Source organism: Streptomyces sp. GD-15H (assembly GCF_045291515.1).
Classification (GTDB): domain Bacteria; phylum Actinomycetota; class Actinomycetes; order Streptomycetales; family Streptomycetaceae; genus Streptomyces.
On the sequence record NZ_CP149447.1, the window covers coordinates 4,710,447 to 4,725,045 of the forward strand.

General features: G+C 70.2%; 19 protein-coding genes and 1 pseudogene. 11 read left to right on the plus strand and 9 right to left on the minus strand.

What is annotated here, in order from left to right:
- The first annotated feature begins 94 nt into the window (after positions 1-94).
- Positions 95-868, plus strand: a complete 774-nt coding sequence (locus WJ438_RS22320) for a helix-turn-helix domain-containing protein (RefSeq protein WP_406726801.1) — start codon at positions 95-97, stop codon at positions 866-868.
- Entirely contained in the window at positions 855-1,322 is a 468-nt protein-coding gene (locus WJ438_RS22325; RefSeq protein ID WP_406726802.1) for an NUDIX hydrolase, read from the plus strand. The genes WJ438_RS22320 and WJ438_RS22325 overlap by 14 nt, the downstream gene beginning before the upstream one ends.
- Here the strand turns inward: WJ438_RS22325 and WJ438_RS22330 are convergent.
- A pseudogene (locus WJ438_RS22330) lies at positions 1,310-1,867 on the minus strand (HD domain-containing protein). The gene WJ438_RS22325 and the pseudogene WJ438_RS22330 sit on opposite strands and share 13 nt — an antisense overlap.
- A 574-nt stretch (positions 1,868-2,441) precedes the next feature.
- On the opposite strand from WJ438_RS22330, the gene WJ438_RS22335 reads away from it, so the two are divergent.
- The 3 genes from WJ438_RS22335 to WJ438_RS22345 all read left to right on the plus strand — a co-directional run bounded on the left by WJ438_RS22335 (position 2,442) and on the right by WJ438_RS22345 (position 4,134).
- Entirely contained in the window at positions 2,442-2,759 is a 318-nt protein-coding gene (locus tag WJ438_RS22335; protein ID WP_406724450.1) for a transposase, read from the plus strand.
- Between the two features lie 11 nt (positions 2,760-2,770).
- On the plus strand, positions 2,771-3,676 hold the full coding sequence (locus WJ438_RS22340) for an IS3 family transposase (RefSeq protein WP_406729773.1): 906 nt from the start codon (positions 2,771-2,773) through the stop codon (positions 3,674-3,676).
- Positions 3,677-3,819: 143 nt separating this feature from the next.
- Positions 3,820-4,134 (plus strand): hypothetical protein, encoded by a 315-nt coding sequence (locus WJ438_RS22345; RefSeq protein WP_406726803.1) that lies wholly within the window; start codon positions 3,820-3,822, stop codon positions 4,132-4,134.
- Here the strand turns inward: WJ438_RS22345 and WJ438_RS22350 are convergent.
- A complete protein-coding gene (locus tag WJ438_RS22350) occupies positions 4,131-4,325 on the minus strand; it encodes a hypothetical protein (RefSeq protein WP_406729980.1) in 195 nt (64 codons plus the stop codon). The two genes, WJ438_RS22345 and WJ438_RS22350, sit on opposite strands and share 4 nt — an antisense overlap.
- 66 nt (positions 4,326-4,391) lie before the next feature.
- Between WJ438_RS22350 and WJ438_RS22355 the strand changes: the two genes are divergently transcribed.
- Positions 4,392-4,850 carry a helix-turn-helix domain-containing protein gene (locus WJ438_RS22355; protein ID WP_406726804.1) on the plus strand — a complete coding sequence of 153 codons (459 nt, stop codon included), beginning with the start codon at positions 4,392-4,394 and terminating at the stop codon, positions 4,848-4,850.
- A gap of 169 nt (positions 4,851-5,019) precedes the next feature.
- On the opposite strand, the gene WJ438_RS22360 is transcribed toward WJ438_RS22355, so the two are convergent.
- On the minus strand, positions 5,020-5,622 hold the full coding sequence (locus WJ438_RS22360; RefSeq protein WP_406726805.1) for a hypothetical protein: 603 nt from the start codon (positions 5,620-5,622) through the stop codon (positions 5,020-5,022).
- 832 nt (positions 5,623-6,454) lie between these two features.
- Between WJ438_RS22360 and WJ438_RS22365 the strand changes: the two genes are divergently transcribed.
- The 3 genes from WJ438_RS22365 (at position 6,455) to WJ438_RS22375 (ending at position 7,562) form a co-directional block, all read left to right on the plus strand.
- A complete protein-coding gene (locus tag WJ438_RS22365) occupies positions 6,455-6,811 on the plus strand; it encodes a PRC-barrel domain-containing protein (RefSeq protein WP_277328617.1) in 357 nt (118 codons plus the stop codon).
- Between the two features lie 93 nt (positions 6,812-6,904).
- Positions 6,905-7,075, plus strand: coding sequence for a hypothetical protein (locus WJ438_RS22370; protein WP_406726806.1), 171 nt, complete (start codon positions 6,905-6,907; stop codon positions 7,073-7,075).
- Between the two features lie 136 nt (positions 7,076-7,211).
- A complete protein-coding gene (locus tag WJ438_RS22375; RefSeq protein WP_406726807.1) occupies positions 7,212-7,562 on the plus strand; it encodes a hypothetical protein in 351 nt (116 codons plus the stop codon).
- 366 nt (positions 7,563-7,928) lie between these two features.
- On the opposite strand, the gene WJ438_RS22380 is transcribed toward WJ438_RS22375, so the two are convergent.
- Genes WJ438_RS22380 through WJ438_RS22390 form a run of 3 tightly spaced genes read right to left on the minus strand, consistent with a single transcriptional unit; the run spans position 7,929 to position 11,042 of the window.
- Entirely contained in the window at positions 7,929-8,825 is an 897-nt protein-coding gene (locus tag WJ438_RS22380; protein ID WP_406726808.1) for an aminoglycoside phosphotransferase family protein, read from the minus strand.
- Between the two features lie 29 nt (positions 8,826-8,854).
- Positions 8,855-9,829, minus strand: a complete 975-nt coding sequence (locus tag WJ438_RS22385; protein ID WP_406726809.1) for a zinc-binding dehydrogenase — start codon at positions 9,827-9,829, stop codon at positions 8,855-8,857.
- A gap of 52 nt (positions 9,830-9,881) precedes the next feature.
- On the minus strand, positions 9,882-11,042 hold the full coding sequence (locus tag WJ438_RS22390) for an FAD-dependent oxidoreductase (RefSeq protein WP_406726810.1): 1,161 nt from the start codon (positions 11,040-11,042) through the stop codon (positions 9,882-9,884).
- A gap of 141 nt (positions 11,043-11,183) precedes the next feature.
- On the opposite strand from WJ438_RS22390, the gene WJ438_RS22395 reads away from it, so the two are divergent.
- The gene (locus WJ438_RS22395) at positions 11,184-11,897 is read left to right on the plus strand and encodes a pentapeptide repeat-containing protein (protein WP_406726811.1); all 714 of its coding nucleotides are present in this window, start codon (positions 11,184-11,186) and stop codon (positions 11,895-11,897) included.
- Between the two features lie 124 nt (positions 11,898-12,021).
- Here WJ438_RS22395 and WJ438_RS22400 read toward each other — a convergent pair whose 3' ends face one another.
- Together WJ438_RS22400 and WJ438_RS22405 are read right to left on the minus strand one after the other, a co-directional pair.
- Positions 12,022-12,522, minus strand: a complete 501-nt coding sequence (locus WJ438_RS22400; protein WP_406726812.1) for a hypothetical protein — start codon at positions 12,520-12,522, stop codon at positions 12,022-12,024.
- 185 nt (positions 12,523-12,707) lie between these two features.
- On the minus strand, positions 12,708-13,283 hold the full coding sequence (locus WJ438_RS22405) for a TerD family protein (RefSeq protein WP_406726813.1): 576 nt from the start codon (positions 13,281-13,283) through the stop codon (positions 12,708-12,710).
- Between the two features lie 153 nt (positions 13,284-13,436).
- On the opposite strand from WJ438_RS22405, the gene arfB reads away from it, so the two are divergent.
- Positions 13,437-13,874 carry an alternative ribosome rescue aminoacyl-tRNA hydrolase ArfB gene (arfB, locus tag WJ438_RS22410; RefSeq protein WP_384208899.1) on the plus strand — a complete coding sequence of 146 codons (438 nt, stop codon included), beginning with the start codon at positions 13,437-13,439 and terminating at the stop codon, positions 13,872-13,874.
- A gap of 15 nt (positions 13,875-13,889) precedes the next feature.
- On the opposite strand, the gene WJ438_RS22415 is transcribed toward arfB, so the two are convergent.
- The gene (locus WJ438_RS22415; protein ID WP_406726814.1) at positions 13,890-14,474 is read right to left on the minus strand and encodes a flavin reductase family protein; all 585 of its coding nucleotides are present in this window, start codon (positions 14,472-14,474) and stop codon (positions 13,890-13,892) included.
- Positions 14,475-14,599: the final 125 nt, after the last annotated feature.

Genomic DNA, 14,599 nt, shown 5'->3' on the forward strand with positions numbered 1-14,599 from the left:
GCGCCAGAGTAGGCAGTCGGCGGGGTTGCGCTTCAGCGGCTACGTCCCAAAACGTCCTTGCGCGATCACGCGCTGCACCGCTTCGATGGCTGCTGTGAACGACCGACTGCGTGCTGTGCTCGGCCAACGTGGCGTCTCGCCCGAGTCTCTTGCCGAGATCTGCGAGGTGGACCCCAAAACGGTGAGCCGGTGGCTGGGCGGGCGGGTTCCCCATGCTCGGCACCGCTTCCGCGTTGCGCGACACCTGCGCGTGGAAGAGACCTTCCTCTGGCCCGCCTCATCCAAGGGCTCCGGCCGGCCGCGGGACGGGTTAGGCACCGAGCTGGTCGACACCTACCAGAACCGAGCCAGCGTGCCCCGGGACGTCTGGCTCTCGCTGTTGCGAGAGGCCCAGCAGGAGGTCAGCGTCCTCGTCTTCTCTGGCACCTTCTTCGCCCAGTCCAACCCCCACGTCGCCAAGATGCTCTCCGAACGTGCCGCCGAGGGAGTGCGGGTGCGCCTGTGCTTCGGCGACCCGGACGGGCAGGCAGTCTCCATCCGGGGCCGTGAGGAGGGAATCGGCGACACCCTCGCCGCCAAGATCCGCGCCTCGCTGACGTACTACCGCCCGCTGCTGGGGGAGGCCGGGTGCACCGTACGGCTCCACGACACCACGCTCTACACGTCCATGTTCCGCTACGACGACAACCTGCTCGTCAACCCCCACATCTGGGGACAACCGGCCAGCGCCAACCCCCTGCTCCACCTCAAGAGGGCAGACGGCACAGGGTGGTTCGACAACTACGCTCAGAGCTTCGACGCCGTCTGGGCCGCCGCGCGGCCATGGACACCCGACCAGGAGAGGACCGCCGCCCATGGGCAGGACTGAGTACTACAACGACCCGGCCGCCCCGAAGGCGAACACCCTCATCCCGGCCAGCAACCTGCTCGTCGTTGACGAGGCCGGCGCCATCCTCCTCCAGCGCCGCCGCGACACCGGCCAGTGGGCACTCCCCGGCGGAGCCCAGGACATCGGCGAAACCGCGGCCGAGTGCGCCGTACGCGAGTGCCTGGAGGAGACCGGCATCATCGCGGAGATCACCGGCTTCCTCGGCGTCTACACCAACCCCAACCACATCGTCGCCTACACCGACGGCGAGATCCGCCAGCAGTACGAGAACACCTACATCGGCCGCCCCGTCGGCGGAGCGCCCACGGTCAACGACGAGGCCGACGGAGTCCGCTTCGTCCAGCCGACCGACTTGGACCAGTACGACATCCACCTGAGCATGCGCCAGCAGATTGGGGACTACCTCGCCGGCACCTACCCCTACCTCGGCTGAGCCGCCAGCGCGGCCTCGATCCTCTCGACCGAGGAGAAGATCTCCGGTGCCGCCCGCCGGATGAACCGCCCGACCACGCTGTCCGCGCCATAGCGGCCGACGATCTCCGCGACCCGCTCCTGCGCGGTGGTCCGGCCGCCGTCGGGCGTCGTCGTCATGTCGCAATACACGAGAGCGTCCACCACCAGCGGATCTTCCAGCAATGGGAACTCTGTTGCCAGCTCATGCTGCAGCCCGCGTTCCTCCGCCTCCATCAACGCGAACGAGTGGTTCGCCACCAACCGCACCAGGCGTTCATCGGCACTGTGTTAGTCCCGGAGGAATCTTGCTCCGTCAAGCGGATGGAAGCCGGTGACCACCAACCGCGGTGCGTAGCCCACGTCATGCAAGGTGGCAGAAGCAACGAGCAGGTCAGCGTCCCTGCCCACGGTTTTTCTGATCTCGGCGGCACGGCGGGCTACCCCTTGTGTATGCGCCCAGCGGCGCGGAAGCACACTCTTGAGCTCAGTCTCTGCCACACGCGTCGACCACTCCACGACGTTCATGCACGCCCTCTTCCCAACAGACACCGACGACACACTCGCCCTTGGGACTCGGGGAGAGACGAAGACGACTCTGACCGGAACACCCGGTGTCAAATTTGGCTCTCCTGCCGTATCTCGTCCTTCGCAGTTTGCTCGGCTGCTGGTGAGGAGTGGGGGCAGGGGGTTTTCCAGTAGCGGGGTCGCTGTCATCGCAGATGCGAGGAAGCATCGACGGTAGAAAGTTCGCACTCCCGGGAGGAGTGACCCGTCGATGCTTCCGTCTCCGGACTGGCTCGCGCAGCGATCGACGCACCCAACAGAGCACGGATTCAAGGACGAAACTCCAGCCCCTGAGCCTGGATCCACCGTGTGAATCCTGATCAGGCTTTTGGGCCGGTTCCGGGAGGGCTTTCCGGGTTTCGGGCAGGGATGGGTGCCGGATGGCCGTTCCGGTGGCGGGGTCTCCAAGATCTTTCGGGGCGTGGGCGGGCGTTCGGGTCGGGCGGTCAGGTGCGCAGGCGGTGTCCGGTAGCCGTCCACAGGTGAATCGCCCCGGGTTTGATGGAGACATCGAAGACCCGGAAGGATGCCGACCATGGCTGCGCCCAAGAAGTACCCCGACGAACTGCGTGAGCGCGCGACGCGGATGGCGGGCGAGGCCCGCAAGGACCCCGCCGGCCGGACGGGAGCGATCCGCCGCATCGCCGAACAGCTCGATGTCCACCCCGAGGCCCTGCGGACCTGGGCCAAGCGGGCCGAGACCGACGAGGGCCTGCGCGAGGGCACCACCAGCGCCGACGCCGCCCGGATCGCCGAGCTGGAACGCGAGAACAAGGAGCTACGCCGGGCCAACGCCCTCCTGACGTCCGCCTCGGCTTTCTTCGCCGCGGAGCTGGCCCGCCCACTGCGCTGAAGGTCGCCTACATCGACCGGCACAAACAGGAGTTCGGCGGCCAGCCGAGCTGCGAGGCCCTGAAGGGCACCGACGCCGAGATCGCGCCGAGCACCTACTACGCGGCCACCGGCAGGCCGCCCAGTGCCCGCAGCCTGCACGATGCGCGGCTCACCGAGGAGAGACGCGTGCTCCACGCCGCCCACTACGGCGTCTACGGCGCCCGGAAGATCCATGCCGCGCTGCGCAGGGCCGGCCGGAACGTGGCCCGCTGCACCGTGGAGCGGCTCATGCGCGAGGCCGGCCTGCGCGGCGTGAGCAGGGCCAGGGGACCGCGCACCACCAGGCCCGCTCCCGAGACCGGCCGCCCCGCCGACCTGGTCAAACGCGAGTTCACCGCGAGCGGGCCGAACCAGCTGTGGGTGGCCGACCTCACCTACATCAGTACCTTCTCCGGCTGGGTGTACGCCGCGTTCGTCAGCGACGTGTTCTCCCGCATGGTGGTCGGCTGGCAGGTCGCCACCAGCCTCTACACCGATCTCGCCCGGGAGGCCCTGGAGATGGCCGTCTGGCGCCGCCGGCGCGGCGGTGCGGACCTGGCCGGGCTGATCCATCACTCCGACCGCGGCGTGCAATACCGTGCCCCGCGCTCCACCGGACGCCTCGCCGATGAGGCTGCTGTGGCCTCGGTCGGCTCGCGTGGCGACTCGTACGACAACGCCCTGGCCGAGGCGTTCAACAGCCTGTTCGAGGCCGAGCTGATCCGCGACAAGGGGCCGTGGACCGGCATCGACGACGTCGAGGTCGCCGTGGCGGAGTACATCGACTGGTTCAACCGGCGACGCCTCCACGGCGAGCTCGGGCGCCTCCCGCCCGCCGAGTACGAGGCCCTCCACACCGCATCACCCGCACCAGAACTCACCTTGAAAACCAGCTAACCCACCGTCCACCAAACCCGGGGCTTGACAGTCCGGCCCATCAGGAGGGTCGTGGGCTACGGAAGCGCGTGGACGCAGAGTGCAGTGGGTGTCATGATCACGGCGGCGTCCGGCGCGGGTCCGGCGCGCAAGGAGGGGGAACCATGCGGCTCTATCTCGCCATACCTTCTGTGGTGATGGCGTTGCTCATCGCTGCTTCGGGCCTAGCGGCGGTTACCCGTGGCTGGGTGCTCCCCTGGAACCGGCGTTCGGTTCGCCGTGTTCGCCTCTATGGCTGGGGTCAGTTGGTGATGGCCTTCGGCCTGTGCTGCCAGGTGCTCTTCGGGCTGGTGATCACCGGCCCCGGCATCCGGGAGTGGGGGGCCCCGTCCGGCATCGCGCTTCTGCTGACCGGCATCATCGTGATGATGGTGAGCCAGCGCCCGGGCGCTAATCGACAGGGCAGCGGCATGCCCTAGCCGTGGAAGTGGTTGCGCTTGAAGGTCGCCTTGCGGATGTTCACCGTGGTCCCGCCGCGGGGGCTGCTCGGACCGAGGACCTGCACGGCGATCCAGCCGCCGAAGATGACGGCGGCCAGGGTGATGAGCTGGGTGATGAACGTCTCGGTGTGAGGTCTCAGGAGATGCTTGACCGTTTGTGCTCGGGACATGGTTGACACGTTCGGCTGGACGTTCGCCATCTCCCGCCCGGCGGTGAGGCAGGGGTGCTTCCGTCGGTGGTCGTGGACGTACAGCAGTTGGTCGAGTACCGCTACCGGGCTGTCCGCGAAGTGCTCGGCGGGTCTCCGATCGGTGAGGTCGCGGCGCGGTATGGCACCTCGCGTCAGACGTCGCACAGCCGGCGGCGTCGGTTCGAGCGGGAGGGCATGCCCGGCCTGCTGGACCGCTCGCGGCGCCCGCGGAACAGTCCCATGCGCCTGTCCGCCGAGGTGGAAGCCGAGATCTGCGAACTGCGCCGCCGGCATCCCCGGTGGGGTGCCCGCCGGATCTCGCACGAACTCGCGCGCCGCGGGCTGGAGCCGGCACCGTCACGGGCCACGGTCCACCGGGTGCTGTCCCGCAACGGCCTGGTCCGCGCCCAGGAACAGCAGCATCCGCGCAAGTACCGCCGGTGGCAGCGCGAGGCGCCCATGCACCTGCAGCCCAGCAGACCTCAGCGACCGTCCCGCCCGTAGTTCGCATCGAGGGGCGCACCGCGACACCCCCGCTCGGGCCGTCTCTGGGCCGTCCGAGGGCGGCCGACGACGACAGATGACGACAGTCGACGACGGCTCTCCCCCTGCTCAGAGACGGTGCTTCGGGTACCGGCGCAGGTGCCGATCAGTGAAGCAGTGTTGAGGAAGATCAGAGAAGGTCCCGCCAGAAGGGGACCGTCGCTCGCGGGTTCCAGCTCTCGTCGACCTCACCCCGCGCCTCATCGAACTCCTGATGCACATAGTCGACCAGGTCCAGCCCGTAATAGATGATGTCGGTCTGCCACATCGAGAGCACCGGATGCCCGAAGCTTCCCCGGCCGGCGGGCAGGTAGCGGTGGGCATACACGGGCACCAGCACCGGCGCCTCCGCCAGATGACGCCGCGCCGTATCCAGTGCTGCGGTCCCGTCGACTGGACGCTCCCCCCAGCCCTCGTACCAGAACCCGTTGTGCTCAACGGCGAGCAGAACGCCCTCGACCGGCCAGTCGAGCTGTCGACGCAAGCTGTCCAGATCACCGCCGCGCCACTCCGGCCAGGGCCTGGACCAGGTCTGCCCCTCCTCGGGAGGGACGTTGACCGGGAGGCCGGCCGCAAGGAACGCCCGGTGATCGCCCGCGAACTCGAAGCCGTACTCGCGCTCGATGCGCTCGAACTCAGCGTCCGTCAGCCCCGGCTCAAACTCATAGAGGCCTGTCTCTGCCAGACGACGTGCGGCCTCCGCACCCAGACGTACTCCCACACAGCTGATCACTACCGCACGCTAGCGCCAACCGAAGCCTGCAGTCATCTAAGTTGCGCGCGCTCCGTATCAATGACCGAGGCTTCTGACATCCACGGCTGACATCAACGACGCCGGACGGGAACGTGCACCAACGTCTCTGTCCGGCTGTCGCACCAGCCGACGACCGCAGTCGAAGCGGGCTCGGATCGAACTCCTCAAGCGGTGTTCTCGGGGCCTCTTCTCCCAGGGGTGCCTAGCAATGGAGAAGCCGCAGGTGATCGGGGTTGAGGGGAGCCCGCTGGAAGTGGGCTGGTTGTGCTCTGGACTATCCGAGGGTGGCCAGCAGCAATGGCCAACGACCGGGAGCGACCGTGAGGCCGCGGCAGCCTGCCGCGGCCTCACGGATTGGTCGAACTCCGGAAGCCATGCGGCGAGCACCCGACCATCGAGGCCACGGTCAAGAACATGCCTCCGGCGGGGGATCGGCCGGCACCGGGATGGAGGGGGCGCCGTTGCCGACTGCGGGTCCATCGTGGCGTGTGTGAGGGGCTTCCATCCCGTCCGCCGTCGACCCAGGCAGAGCCGAGCAGACGCGGCCCCTGGGGTCCAGGTCGTTCGTACAGTGGCGCGCTGCACCTGGACGCCATGGACCACGCCCGCTCCACGGTGTGTGGGTCGACGGCGGACGGGATGGGAGCTGGGGTGAGTGGTGGGTTGGCGGGGAGGCGACGGTCTGCGACCAGGCGTTTTCGACAGCATGCACCAGCGGTCAGAGTACGATGGAGAGGTGGTAAACCTCGCGTAGCCACTCCTCCTATCGGATGCAGTGCCTGCGGGAGGCGCGGACCGCAAGGAGCAAGGCATGATCCATTCAGCCGATATCCGCGAGTGGCGCAACCGGGACGTGATCGATCCCAAGGGACGCAAGATCGGAGCCCTGGAAGCGGTCTACGTGGACACCACCACCGACGCGCCGACCATGGCCACCGTCCGTACCGGACTGCCGACTCGGCACCGACTGGTCTTCGTGCCCCTCGACGAGGCAACGCTGGGCCCCGGGTACGTGAAGGTGGCGCACGGGAGAGGGCTGGTGAGGAAGGCGCCGTCCATGGGCATGGATGACGTCTTGCCGGTCGAGCGGGAAGAAGAGGTCTTCAAACACTACGAGAGGCCTTACGAGCGCGGTACTGGGAGCGGGCGCCGCCTCGCACGCCGCTGACCAGCCTCCGTCGCAAGAGCACCGAAGCCCGACCAAATCGCTGGTCACAGCGGGGATCATCGCCCGCAGCAGAGGCTTGAGGGTGTGCTCACCATGGCGCTTTTCCTGTTCCTGATCCTCGTGGCCATCGTCCTGGGAATCATCGGCGCGGTGGCGGAGGGGCTGTTCTACCTCCTGATCATCGGCATCGTGGTCTTCGGGGCAGACCTGGTCCTGTTCGGTATGCGCTGGTCCCGGCGCTCTCATCGACACTTCGTCCGGTGATGCCACCACTGGTCGGCGACCCAGTACGGGCGAGAAACGGCGAAGTGAGCAGCTCAAAGACGTCGGGGCAGTTGTTGTAGGCGGGGGTGGATCCGATGCGGCGCATGGTGCTCCTTGCAGTGACAGGATCGGTGCTATGGGCACCGAGACGGACTGGGTGTACCGGGTGTTCGAGCCGCACGGCTCGGAGGGATGGCGCCCCTACGGCAGCGACCCGGAACGGTGGCGGGGCACGATCACCGCCGACGATTCGAGCGAGGGCCCCCAGTACGCCCTCTCCCTCGTCGTCGTCGACCTGATGACCGAGTGGCAGGTGCGCGGCCTGCACCGGGCGAAGCACGTGCGGGTCTACCTCTGGCGCGACGAGGAGGGCGACCCGGAGGACGCCGACGCCATCGTGGAGGTCCGGCCGAGCACCCACGCTGAGTTACCGGCGAGCGACCGGATCCGCGCACCGGCGGGATACCGGCCCGGGGACGAGCGATAGATGTCTGGTCAGGCAAGCGAGAGAGGCCGCCGCGCGAGCACTGGCTGCCGTTTTCCCCAGGTGTCCCCCCGTAGCGCCAGGATCAAGGAAACTCGCAGGCCGCAGCAGGTGCACGTAGCCCGCTGTAAATCCGCCGACTCGGGCGGCTGTGGTCGCGGTCCTGGTCTCAATGGCCACTGGTTCCGCAACCACCCACCGTCGTCCGATGAGGTTCGCCAACCCTTCTGAACAGGCACGGAGCACCATTCGCGGACGCCCCCGGACGTCCCAGGACCAAGATCGGACAACTTGTGACGCGTAGGTCGTCGGTTCGCATCCGACAGGGGGCTCCGGTTCCCGGGCCGGATCTCTCCGGCCCGGGATTTTTCATGGTGTCCGGGTGTCCAGGCGGCGGGCGATCTCCAGTTGGCGGTCCTCCAGGCGGCGGCCGTCCTCGAGGTCCCAGAGGCAGTTCTGCAGCAGCCGTCCGTACGTCCACGCGCGTGCCCGCTCGCGGTCCAGGCCGAGGACGTCGGTCATCGCGTCGAAGCGCCAGCGGACGTCGTCGGCGTCGAAGCGGTTGGCCAGGGCGGGCCGGAGGTCGAAGCCGGGGTCGCCCGCCAGGGGCTTGGGGTCGATGGCGAGCCAGGGGGCGCGGTCGGCGGCCAGGACGTTGCCGTAGTGCAGGTCCCCGTGCAGGAGGCGGTCGCCCGGTTCGTCCGCCACCTCTCGCAGGGCCGCGGCGCAGTCGGCGACGGTGCGGCGGACGGCCGGGTCCGGGATGCGGTTCAGGGCCCCGGGTGTCCGCTCCAGCAGGGCGTGCGCGAGGTCGCCGAGGCGGCGCAGGCCCGCCGGGGCGGGGGCGCTGGTGAGGTGCGCCAGGAGGCGGGCGACGACCAGGACGGCCTCGTGGGCGTCGGGCAGGCGGGAGAGCGTCCGGGTGGGGGCGAGGCGTTCCAGGAGCAGGGTGTGGGTGGTCTCGTCGTGGTCGAGGAGGCGGACGGCTCCGTCGCCGTTCCAGGTGCGCAGGGCGAGGGGCTCGCCTTCGCTCTCCTCGTCGCGGAGCTGCAGTTTGAGGACGGCCGGAGTGCCGTCCGCGCGGGTGACGAGGAGGACGAGGGCGGTCACCCCGTGCAGGGGAGCGCCGATGACGCGCAGGCCCCAGCGGCTCAGGACGTCGGCGGTCAGTTCCGGCAGCCCGGCGATGAAGGCTCTGCCCGCCTCCTTGTGGTACTTCGCCTGGGACGCGGCGAGTTCCTCGGGGATGTCGACCACCTTGCGCACGGTAGTGGGGTGCGGGCGGTGGTCGGTGACTATGGCTCCAGTACGACCTTTCCCGTGGTGCCCCGGGTTTCGAGGGCGCGGTGGGCGGTGGCGGCCTCGGCGAGGGGGAAGCGGTGGACGGCGGGGGTGAGTCTGCCTTCGGCGGCTTCGGTGAGGGCGCGCAGTTCGAGGGTGCGTACGGGGTTGGCGCCGCCGGCCCGGCGCATCATCTCGGGGCCGAGGACGTTGAGGGAGACGCCGTCGACGAGGTGGGGGTCGGTGCTGTCGAGGCCCTGGGCGGACCAGCCGAAGACGACGTGGCGGCCGCCGGGGGCGAGGAGGGCGACCGCCGTGCGGGCGGTGTCGCCGCCGACGCCGTCGTAGACGAGGGTGATCTTGCCCTGGTGGTCGGCGAGGTGGGCGGGCCAGGCCGGGTCGGTGTAGTCGAGGGCGAGGTCGGCGCCGTTCGCCGCCACCCGGGCGGTCTTCCCGGGGCCGCCGGCGAGGCCGATGACGGTGGCGCCGGCGTTCTTGGCGTACTGGACGAGGAGGGTGCCGATGCCGCCGGCCGCGGCGGGGACGAGGACCACGTCGCCGGGGCCGGGCTCGGCGAACTGCACGATGCCCATGACCGTGCGGCCGGTGCCGATCATGGCGACGGCCTGGGCGAAGTCGAGGCGCTCGGGGATCTCGTGGAGGCGGTCGGCGTCGGTGACGGCGAGTTCCGCGTAGCCTCCGGGGGCGAAGCCGAGGTGGGCGACGACGGGCCGGCCGAGCCAGTCGTCGGAGGTGCCGTCGCCCAGGGCGTTGACCACTCCGGCGACTTCGCGGCCGGGGATGGTGGGCAGGGCCGTCGGGGCGGGCGCGGGCCCCTGGTGGCCTTGGCGCAGGGCGGTGTCCAGGAGGTGGACTCCGGCGGCCCGGACGGCTATACGGACCTGGCCGGGGCCGGGCTGCGGGTCCTCGACCTGTTCGTGGACGAGGTTCTCGGCCGGGCCGAAGGCGTGCAGGCGGACGGCGTGCATGAGGATCCCCAAGGGTGCGGAGCGGCATCGGTAGCGCCTCCACTGTTCGACCTCAAGCCTGCTTGAGGTCAAGCTCGTGGCGCCCCAGGGCGAGGGAGACGGCGGTGAGGGCGCTGTTGAAGGAGACCTCGGAGAGCACACCGGGGGCGGCGACCTGGTCGCCGGCGAGGTAGACGCCGTCACCGCGGTCGACGGCGGGCCGGTCGCGCCAGCTGGTGCCGGGCAGGTCGACGGCGCCGGTGCGTCCGGCCGCGACCGCCTCCCGCCGCCAGGTGACGCGCTCCCGCCAGCCGCCGAAGGCGAGGTCCAGGAGTTCTTCGGCGCGGGCGGTCCCGTCGGACTTGGACTCGTGCGGGGCGATGGGTATCTGGCCCTGGATGAGCTGCTCGCCGGCGGGGGCGAGGGTGCGGTCCTGGGCGGTGAACCGTTCCAGCCAGCCGGTCGCGTCCAGGTCGGACACGACGAACGCGTCGCCGCGCCGGGTGCGCAGGGCGAGGTCGATGAGGACGGTGCGGCCGCTCGGCCAGGTCAGGGTGGGGTCGCCGAGGAGCCGCCGGGCGGCGTCCAGGGAGGTGGCGACGACGACCGGGGTGTCGGTGGGGAGGGTGTCGACGCGGGACAGGGTCTCCATGCGGACGCCCAGGTTCCAGGCGCGGTTGGCCATCCGGTCGATGAGGCTGCCCCAGCCGCCGCGCGGGTAGTGGGCCTCCGGGGGCAGTTTGGTGGCGCGGCGCAGCCGTTCCTGTACGTAGGCGGCGGACAGAGAGCCGGGGTCGTGGTGGAAGAGGGCGACGGCGGAGTAGTGGGCGGCGGCCCGTGCGCCTTCCTCGCCCGCGATGCCGGTCGCCCAGGTGTGGAAGTCGGTGTCGACGGGTGCGTGGGCGCCGCCGCGGCGCAGCAGCTTCAGCATGGCGAGGGGCGGTGTGCGGCGCAGTGCGCCCCGGTGGCGGAGGCGGAGGCGGGTGGCTTCCAGGGGTGGGAGGGGGGCGAGGGGGCCGATGAGGCGGCGTTGCCGGAGCCAGGACCAGTGCGGGCCGCCGCTGTAGAGGGCGTGGGGTCCTTCGTTGGTCCGGTAGGGGCCGTCGGCGGTGCGGGCCCGGCCGCCGAGGGTGTGGTGGGCCTCGTGGAGGGTGACTTCGGCACCTGCCTCGGCGGCGGTGATGGCGGCGGTCAGTCCGGCGAAGCCGCCGCCGATGACGGTGATGCGGTGCATGGCTGGGGTCTCCCTTGGTCGGGGTCGCGCCTGGTGGATCGGGTTGTTCGTGGCTACGACGGCCCGGGGCCCCAGGATGTGACAGGTCCGGGGTTTTCGCAGGTCAGGGGGATTGTCAGTGGTGGGGTGCAGGATGGGCGGATGGCGAGGAGAGCGGCGGGTGGTGCGGGAGCGAGGGTCGGTGCGGGAGCGGTGGGTGGTGCGGGGGTGAAGGGCGCGCGGCGGCCGGAGCTGCGGCTGCCGGTGCTGGAGCGGTACGAGGGGGGCGGGCTCGAGCCGGACGGGGACTACGACGGGCTGGAGTTCCGGGAGGTGGACCTCTCGGGGGAGGACGGCGCGGGGGCGCGGTTCATGGACTGCGCGGTGACGGGGTGCGCGCTGGACGAGACCCGGCTGTCCCGGGCCAGGCTGCTGGACTCCGTCCTCGCCGAGGTACGGGGTGTGGGCACGGACCTCGCCGGGGCGACCCTGCGCGATGTCGAGCTGACGGACGCGCGTCTCGGGGGGACACAGCTGCATGGGGCGGGGCTGGAGCGGGTCCTGGTCCGGGGCGGGAAGATCGACTTCCTGAATCTGCGGTCCGCGCGGCTCAGGGACGTCGTCTTCGAGGGCTGTGTCCTGGTCGAGCCGGACTTCGGCGGGGCGAGGCTGGAACGGGTGGAGTTCGTGGACTGCGTGCTGAAGGGCGCGGATCTCAGCGGAGCCACCCTGACGGACGTCGATCTGCGCGGTGCCGCTTCGCTGGAGATCGCCCGGGGTGTGGACCGGCTGGCGGGAGCGGTGATCAGTACGGGGCAGCTGCTGGATCTGGCGCCGCTGCTGGCGGGGGAGCTGGGGATCCGGGTGGAGGGCTGAGCAGGCAGGGGGCGAGCCGGCGGGAGGGCTGAGGGGGTGCGGTGGGCTACGGAAACCGTGCTGCGTAGCGGCACGGCAACGCGCAGGAAGGCCAGAATCCTCAGGCTTCAGCCCGATGAGCAAGTCACATCAGGCGGGAGTAGCTGGCCTGGAGGGTCCAGACGGCCGGGTTCTCGCCGAGGTCCTCGTGCAGGTCGATCAGGTCGGCGAGCAGGTCGTGCAGGAAGTCGCGGGCCTCGCGGCGGAGTTCGGTGTAGGAGAACGTCAGGGGCGGTTCCGACGCGGGCAGCCACTCGGCCTCGATGTCCACCCATCCGAAGCGGCGCTCGAAGAGCAGCCGGTCGGTGGATTCGGTGAAGTCGAGCTCCGCCCGCTGGGGGCGGGAGGCGCGGGAGCCCGCCGGATCCTGGTCGATCCGTTCCACGATGTCGCACAGCGCCCAGGCGAAGTCGAGCACCGGCACCCACCCCCAGGTGGTGGACAGTTCCCGGTCCGCCTCGGTGTCGGCGAGGTAGACGTCGCCGCAGAAGAGGTCGTGGCGCAGGGCGTAAACGTCCGCGCGGCGGTAGTCGATCTGCGGGGGGTCGGGGAAGCGGTTGGAGAGGGCGTAGCCGATGTCGAGCACGGAGATGATGGTGTCACGACGGACGCGGTGCTCCACCCGACGGCCCCCGGGTGGGGGCGGACCGTGCGTCGGCGCCCCCCCGCTCAGGGCGTGTCGGAGCCCCCGGCCGGTGTGCTGCGCGGTGCGCGGAGCGGTGCGCGAGGTGCTGGGCGGCCGGGGGCTCCGAGAGGGCTGCGGGGCGTCCGTCAGACGTTCACGCCGAAATCCTGGGCGATGCCCGTCAGGCCCGACGCGTAGCCCTGGCCGACGGCGCGGAACTTCCACTCGGCGCCGTTGCGGTAGAGCTCGCCGAAGACCATGGCGGTCTCGGTGGCCGCGTCCTCCGACAGGTCGTAGCGGGCGATCTCGGTGCCGCCGGCCTGGTTGACGATGCGGATGTAGGCGTTGCGCACCTGTCCGAAGTTCTGCGAGCGGTTCTCGGCGTCGTAGATCGAGACCGGGAAGACGATCTTGTCGATGTCGGCGGGCAGGGCGGCGAGGTTGACGTTGATGGCCTCGTCGTCGCCGGCGCCCTCACCGGTGCGGTTGTCGCCGGTGTGGACGATGGTGTTGTCCGGGGTCTGCTTGTTGTTGAAGAAGACGAAGTGACCGTCGGAGTAGACCTTGCCCTGCGGGTTGACCGCGATCGCGGAGGCGTCGAGGTCGAAGTCCGTGCCGGTGGTGGTGCGGACGTCCCAGCCGAGGCCCACGGTGACGGCGGTCAGGCCCGGAGCCTCCTTGGTGAGCGAGACGTTGCCACCCTTGGACAGGCTTACAGCCATTGTTGGGAGTCCCTTCCCTCGTGTACGTAGGGCTACGAAGTTACAGCTACACCCTTGAACGCGAGAGGAGCACGCGAGGTTCCAGGTCGCTTTACTTTCTTTACCGGGACGACCCGGATAACCGGGTGACGTGGACCGGTCAGAGGAGGGAACATGTACGGCATGTCCGGTCCCTATGTCATCCGTGGCTCCGTCTCCCTGCCCGAGGCCGAGCTGATGTGGCGTTTCTCCAGGTCGTCGGGGCCGGGCGGGCAGCATGTGAACACCAGCGACTCGCAGGTGGAGCTCCGCTTCGACCTCGCCGCCACCGACGCGCTGCCCGAGGTGTGGAAGCAGCGGGCGCTGGAGCGGCTGGCGGGGCGGCTGTCCGGGGGTGTCGTCACCGTCCGGGCCTCCGAGCACCGTTCCCAGTGGCGTAACCGCGAGACCGCCGCCGTACGCCTCGCCGCGCTCCTCGCCGAGGCCACCGCGCCCCCGCCCAGGCCCCGCAAGCCGACCCGCATCCCGCGCGGCATCAACGAACGCCGGCTGAGGGAGAAGAAGCAGCGCTCGGAAACGAAGCGGGGCCGCTCCGCGCGGGACTGGGGCTGATCGGGACGGCGGCGCTCAGGCCAGGTGTCGGTAGCGGCCCCGGAAGTAGGTCAGCGGCCCGTCGGCCGCGCTGGGTACGTCCGCCGTCAGGACGCGGCCGATCACCAGGGTGTGGTCCCCGGCCGGCACCCGCTGCTCGGTGCGGCACTCCAGGGTTGCGAGGGCGCCGCCCACCACTGGGGCCCCGCTGTACTCGCCCCGCACGTACGGGATGTCCTTGAAGAGGAGGCGGTCGCTGATCCGGCCCTTCATCGCGAAGCGGCCCGCGATGTGCCGTTGGCTCTCGGACAGGACCGAGACCGACCACAGCGGCTGCTCGTCGAGCAGGTCGTCCATGCGGGAGCCCTCGCGCAGGCTGACCAGCACCAGGGGCGGGTCCAGGGACACCGACAGGAACGCCGTCGCCGTCATGCCCACGTCCTCGCCGGCCGGTGCCCGCGGGTCGTCCGGGTCCAGCGGCGGTTCCTGCGCGGTCACCAGGACCACACCGGCGGCCAGACGCGACATGGCGGCGCGGAACTCGTCGTTGCTCACCCCCTCAGCATGCAGGGTGGCGGGCGGAGCGCTGCTCGTGGACGGGGGTACAGGAGTGTTCGGCACACCGGAAACGCTAATCTCCGCTCCGTACGCACCACATCGGACCTCGGCCCGAACGGGGACCTAGGACCAGCGGCGGACCGGAGCGCGGGTCACACGCGGGCCAAACCATGGGAAACCCTAAAAAG

Excerpts from the sequence above, each read along its gene's own strand:
- WJ438_RS22325 (WP_406726802.1), top strand. The coding sequence starts at position 855 with ATGGGCAGGACTGAGTACTACAACGACCCGGCCGCCCCGAAGGCGAAC.
- WJ438_RS22335 (WP_406724450.1), top strand. The coding sequence starts at position 2,442 with ATGGCTGCGCCCAAGAAGTACCCCGACGAACTGCGTGAGCGCGCGACG.
- WJ438_RS22345 (WP_406726803.1), top strand. The coding sequence starts at position 3,820 with ATGCGGCTCTATCTCGCCATACCTTCTGTGGTGATGGCGTTGCTCATC.
- WJ438_RS22350 (WP_406729980.1), bottom strand. The coding sequence starts at position 4,325 with ATGTCCCGAGCACAAACGGTCAAGCATCTCCTGAGACCTCACACCGAG.
- WJ438_RS22365 (WP_277328617.1), top strand. The coding sequence starts at position 6,455 with ATGATCCATTCAGCCGATATCCGCGAGTGGCGCAACCGGGACGTGATC.
- WJ438_RS22370 (WP_406726806.1), top strand. The coding sequence starts at position 6,905 with ATGGCGCTTTTCCTGTTCCTGATCCTCGTGGCCATCGTCCTGGGAATC.
- WJ438_RS22375 (WP_406726807.1), top strand. The coding sequence starts at position 7,212 with ATGGGCACCGAGACGGACTGGGTGTACCGGGTGTTCGAGCCGCACGGC.
- WJ438_RS22385 (WP_406726809.1), bottom strand. The coding sequence starts at position 9,829 with ATGCACGCCGTCCGCCTGCACGCCTTCGGCCCGGCCGAGAACCTCGTC.
- WJ438_RS22390 (WP_406726810.1), bottom strand. The coding sequence starts at position 11,042 with ATGCACCGCATCACCGTCATCGGCGGCGGCTTCGCCGGACTGACCGCC.
- WJ438_RS22395 (WP_406726811.1), top strand. The coding sequence starts at position 11,184 with ATGGCGAGGAGAGCGGCGGGTGGTGCGGGAGCGAGGGTCGGTGCGGGA.
- WJ438_RS22405 (WP_406726813.1), bottom strand. The coding sequence starts at position 13,283 with ATGGCTGTAAGCCTGTCCAAGGGTGGCAACGTCTCGCTCACCAAGGAG.
- arfB (WP_384208899.1), top strand. The coding sequence starts at position 13,437 with ATGTACGGCATGTCCGGTCCCTATGTCATCCGTGGCTCCGTCTCCCTG.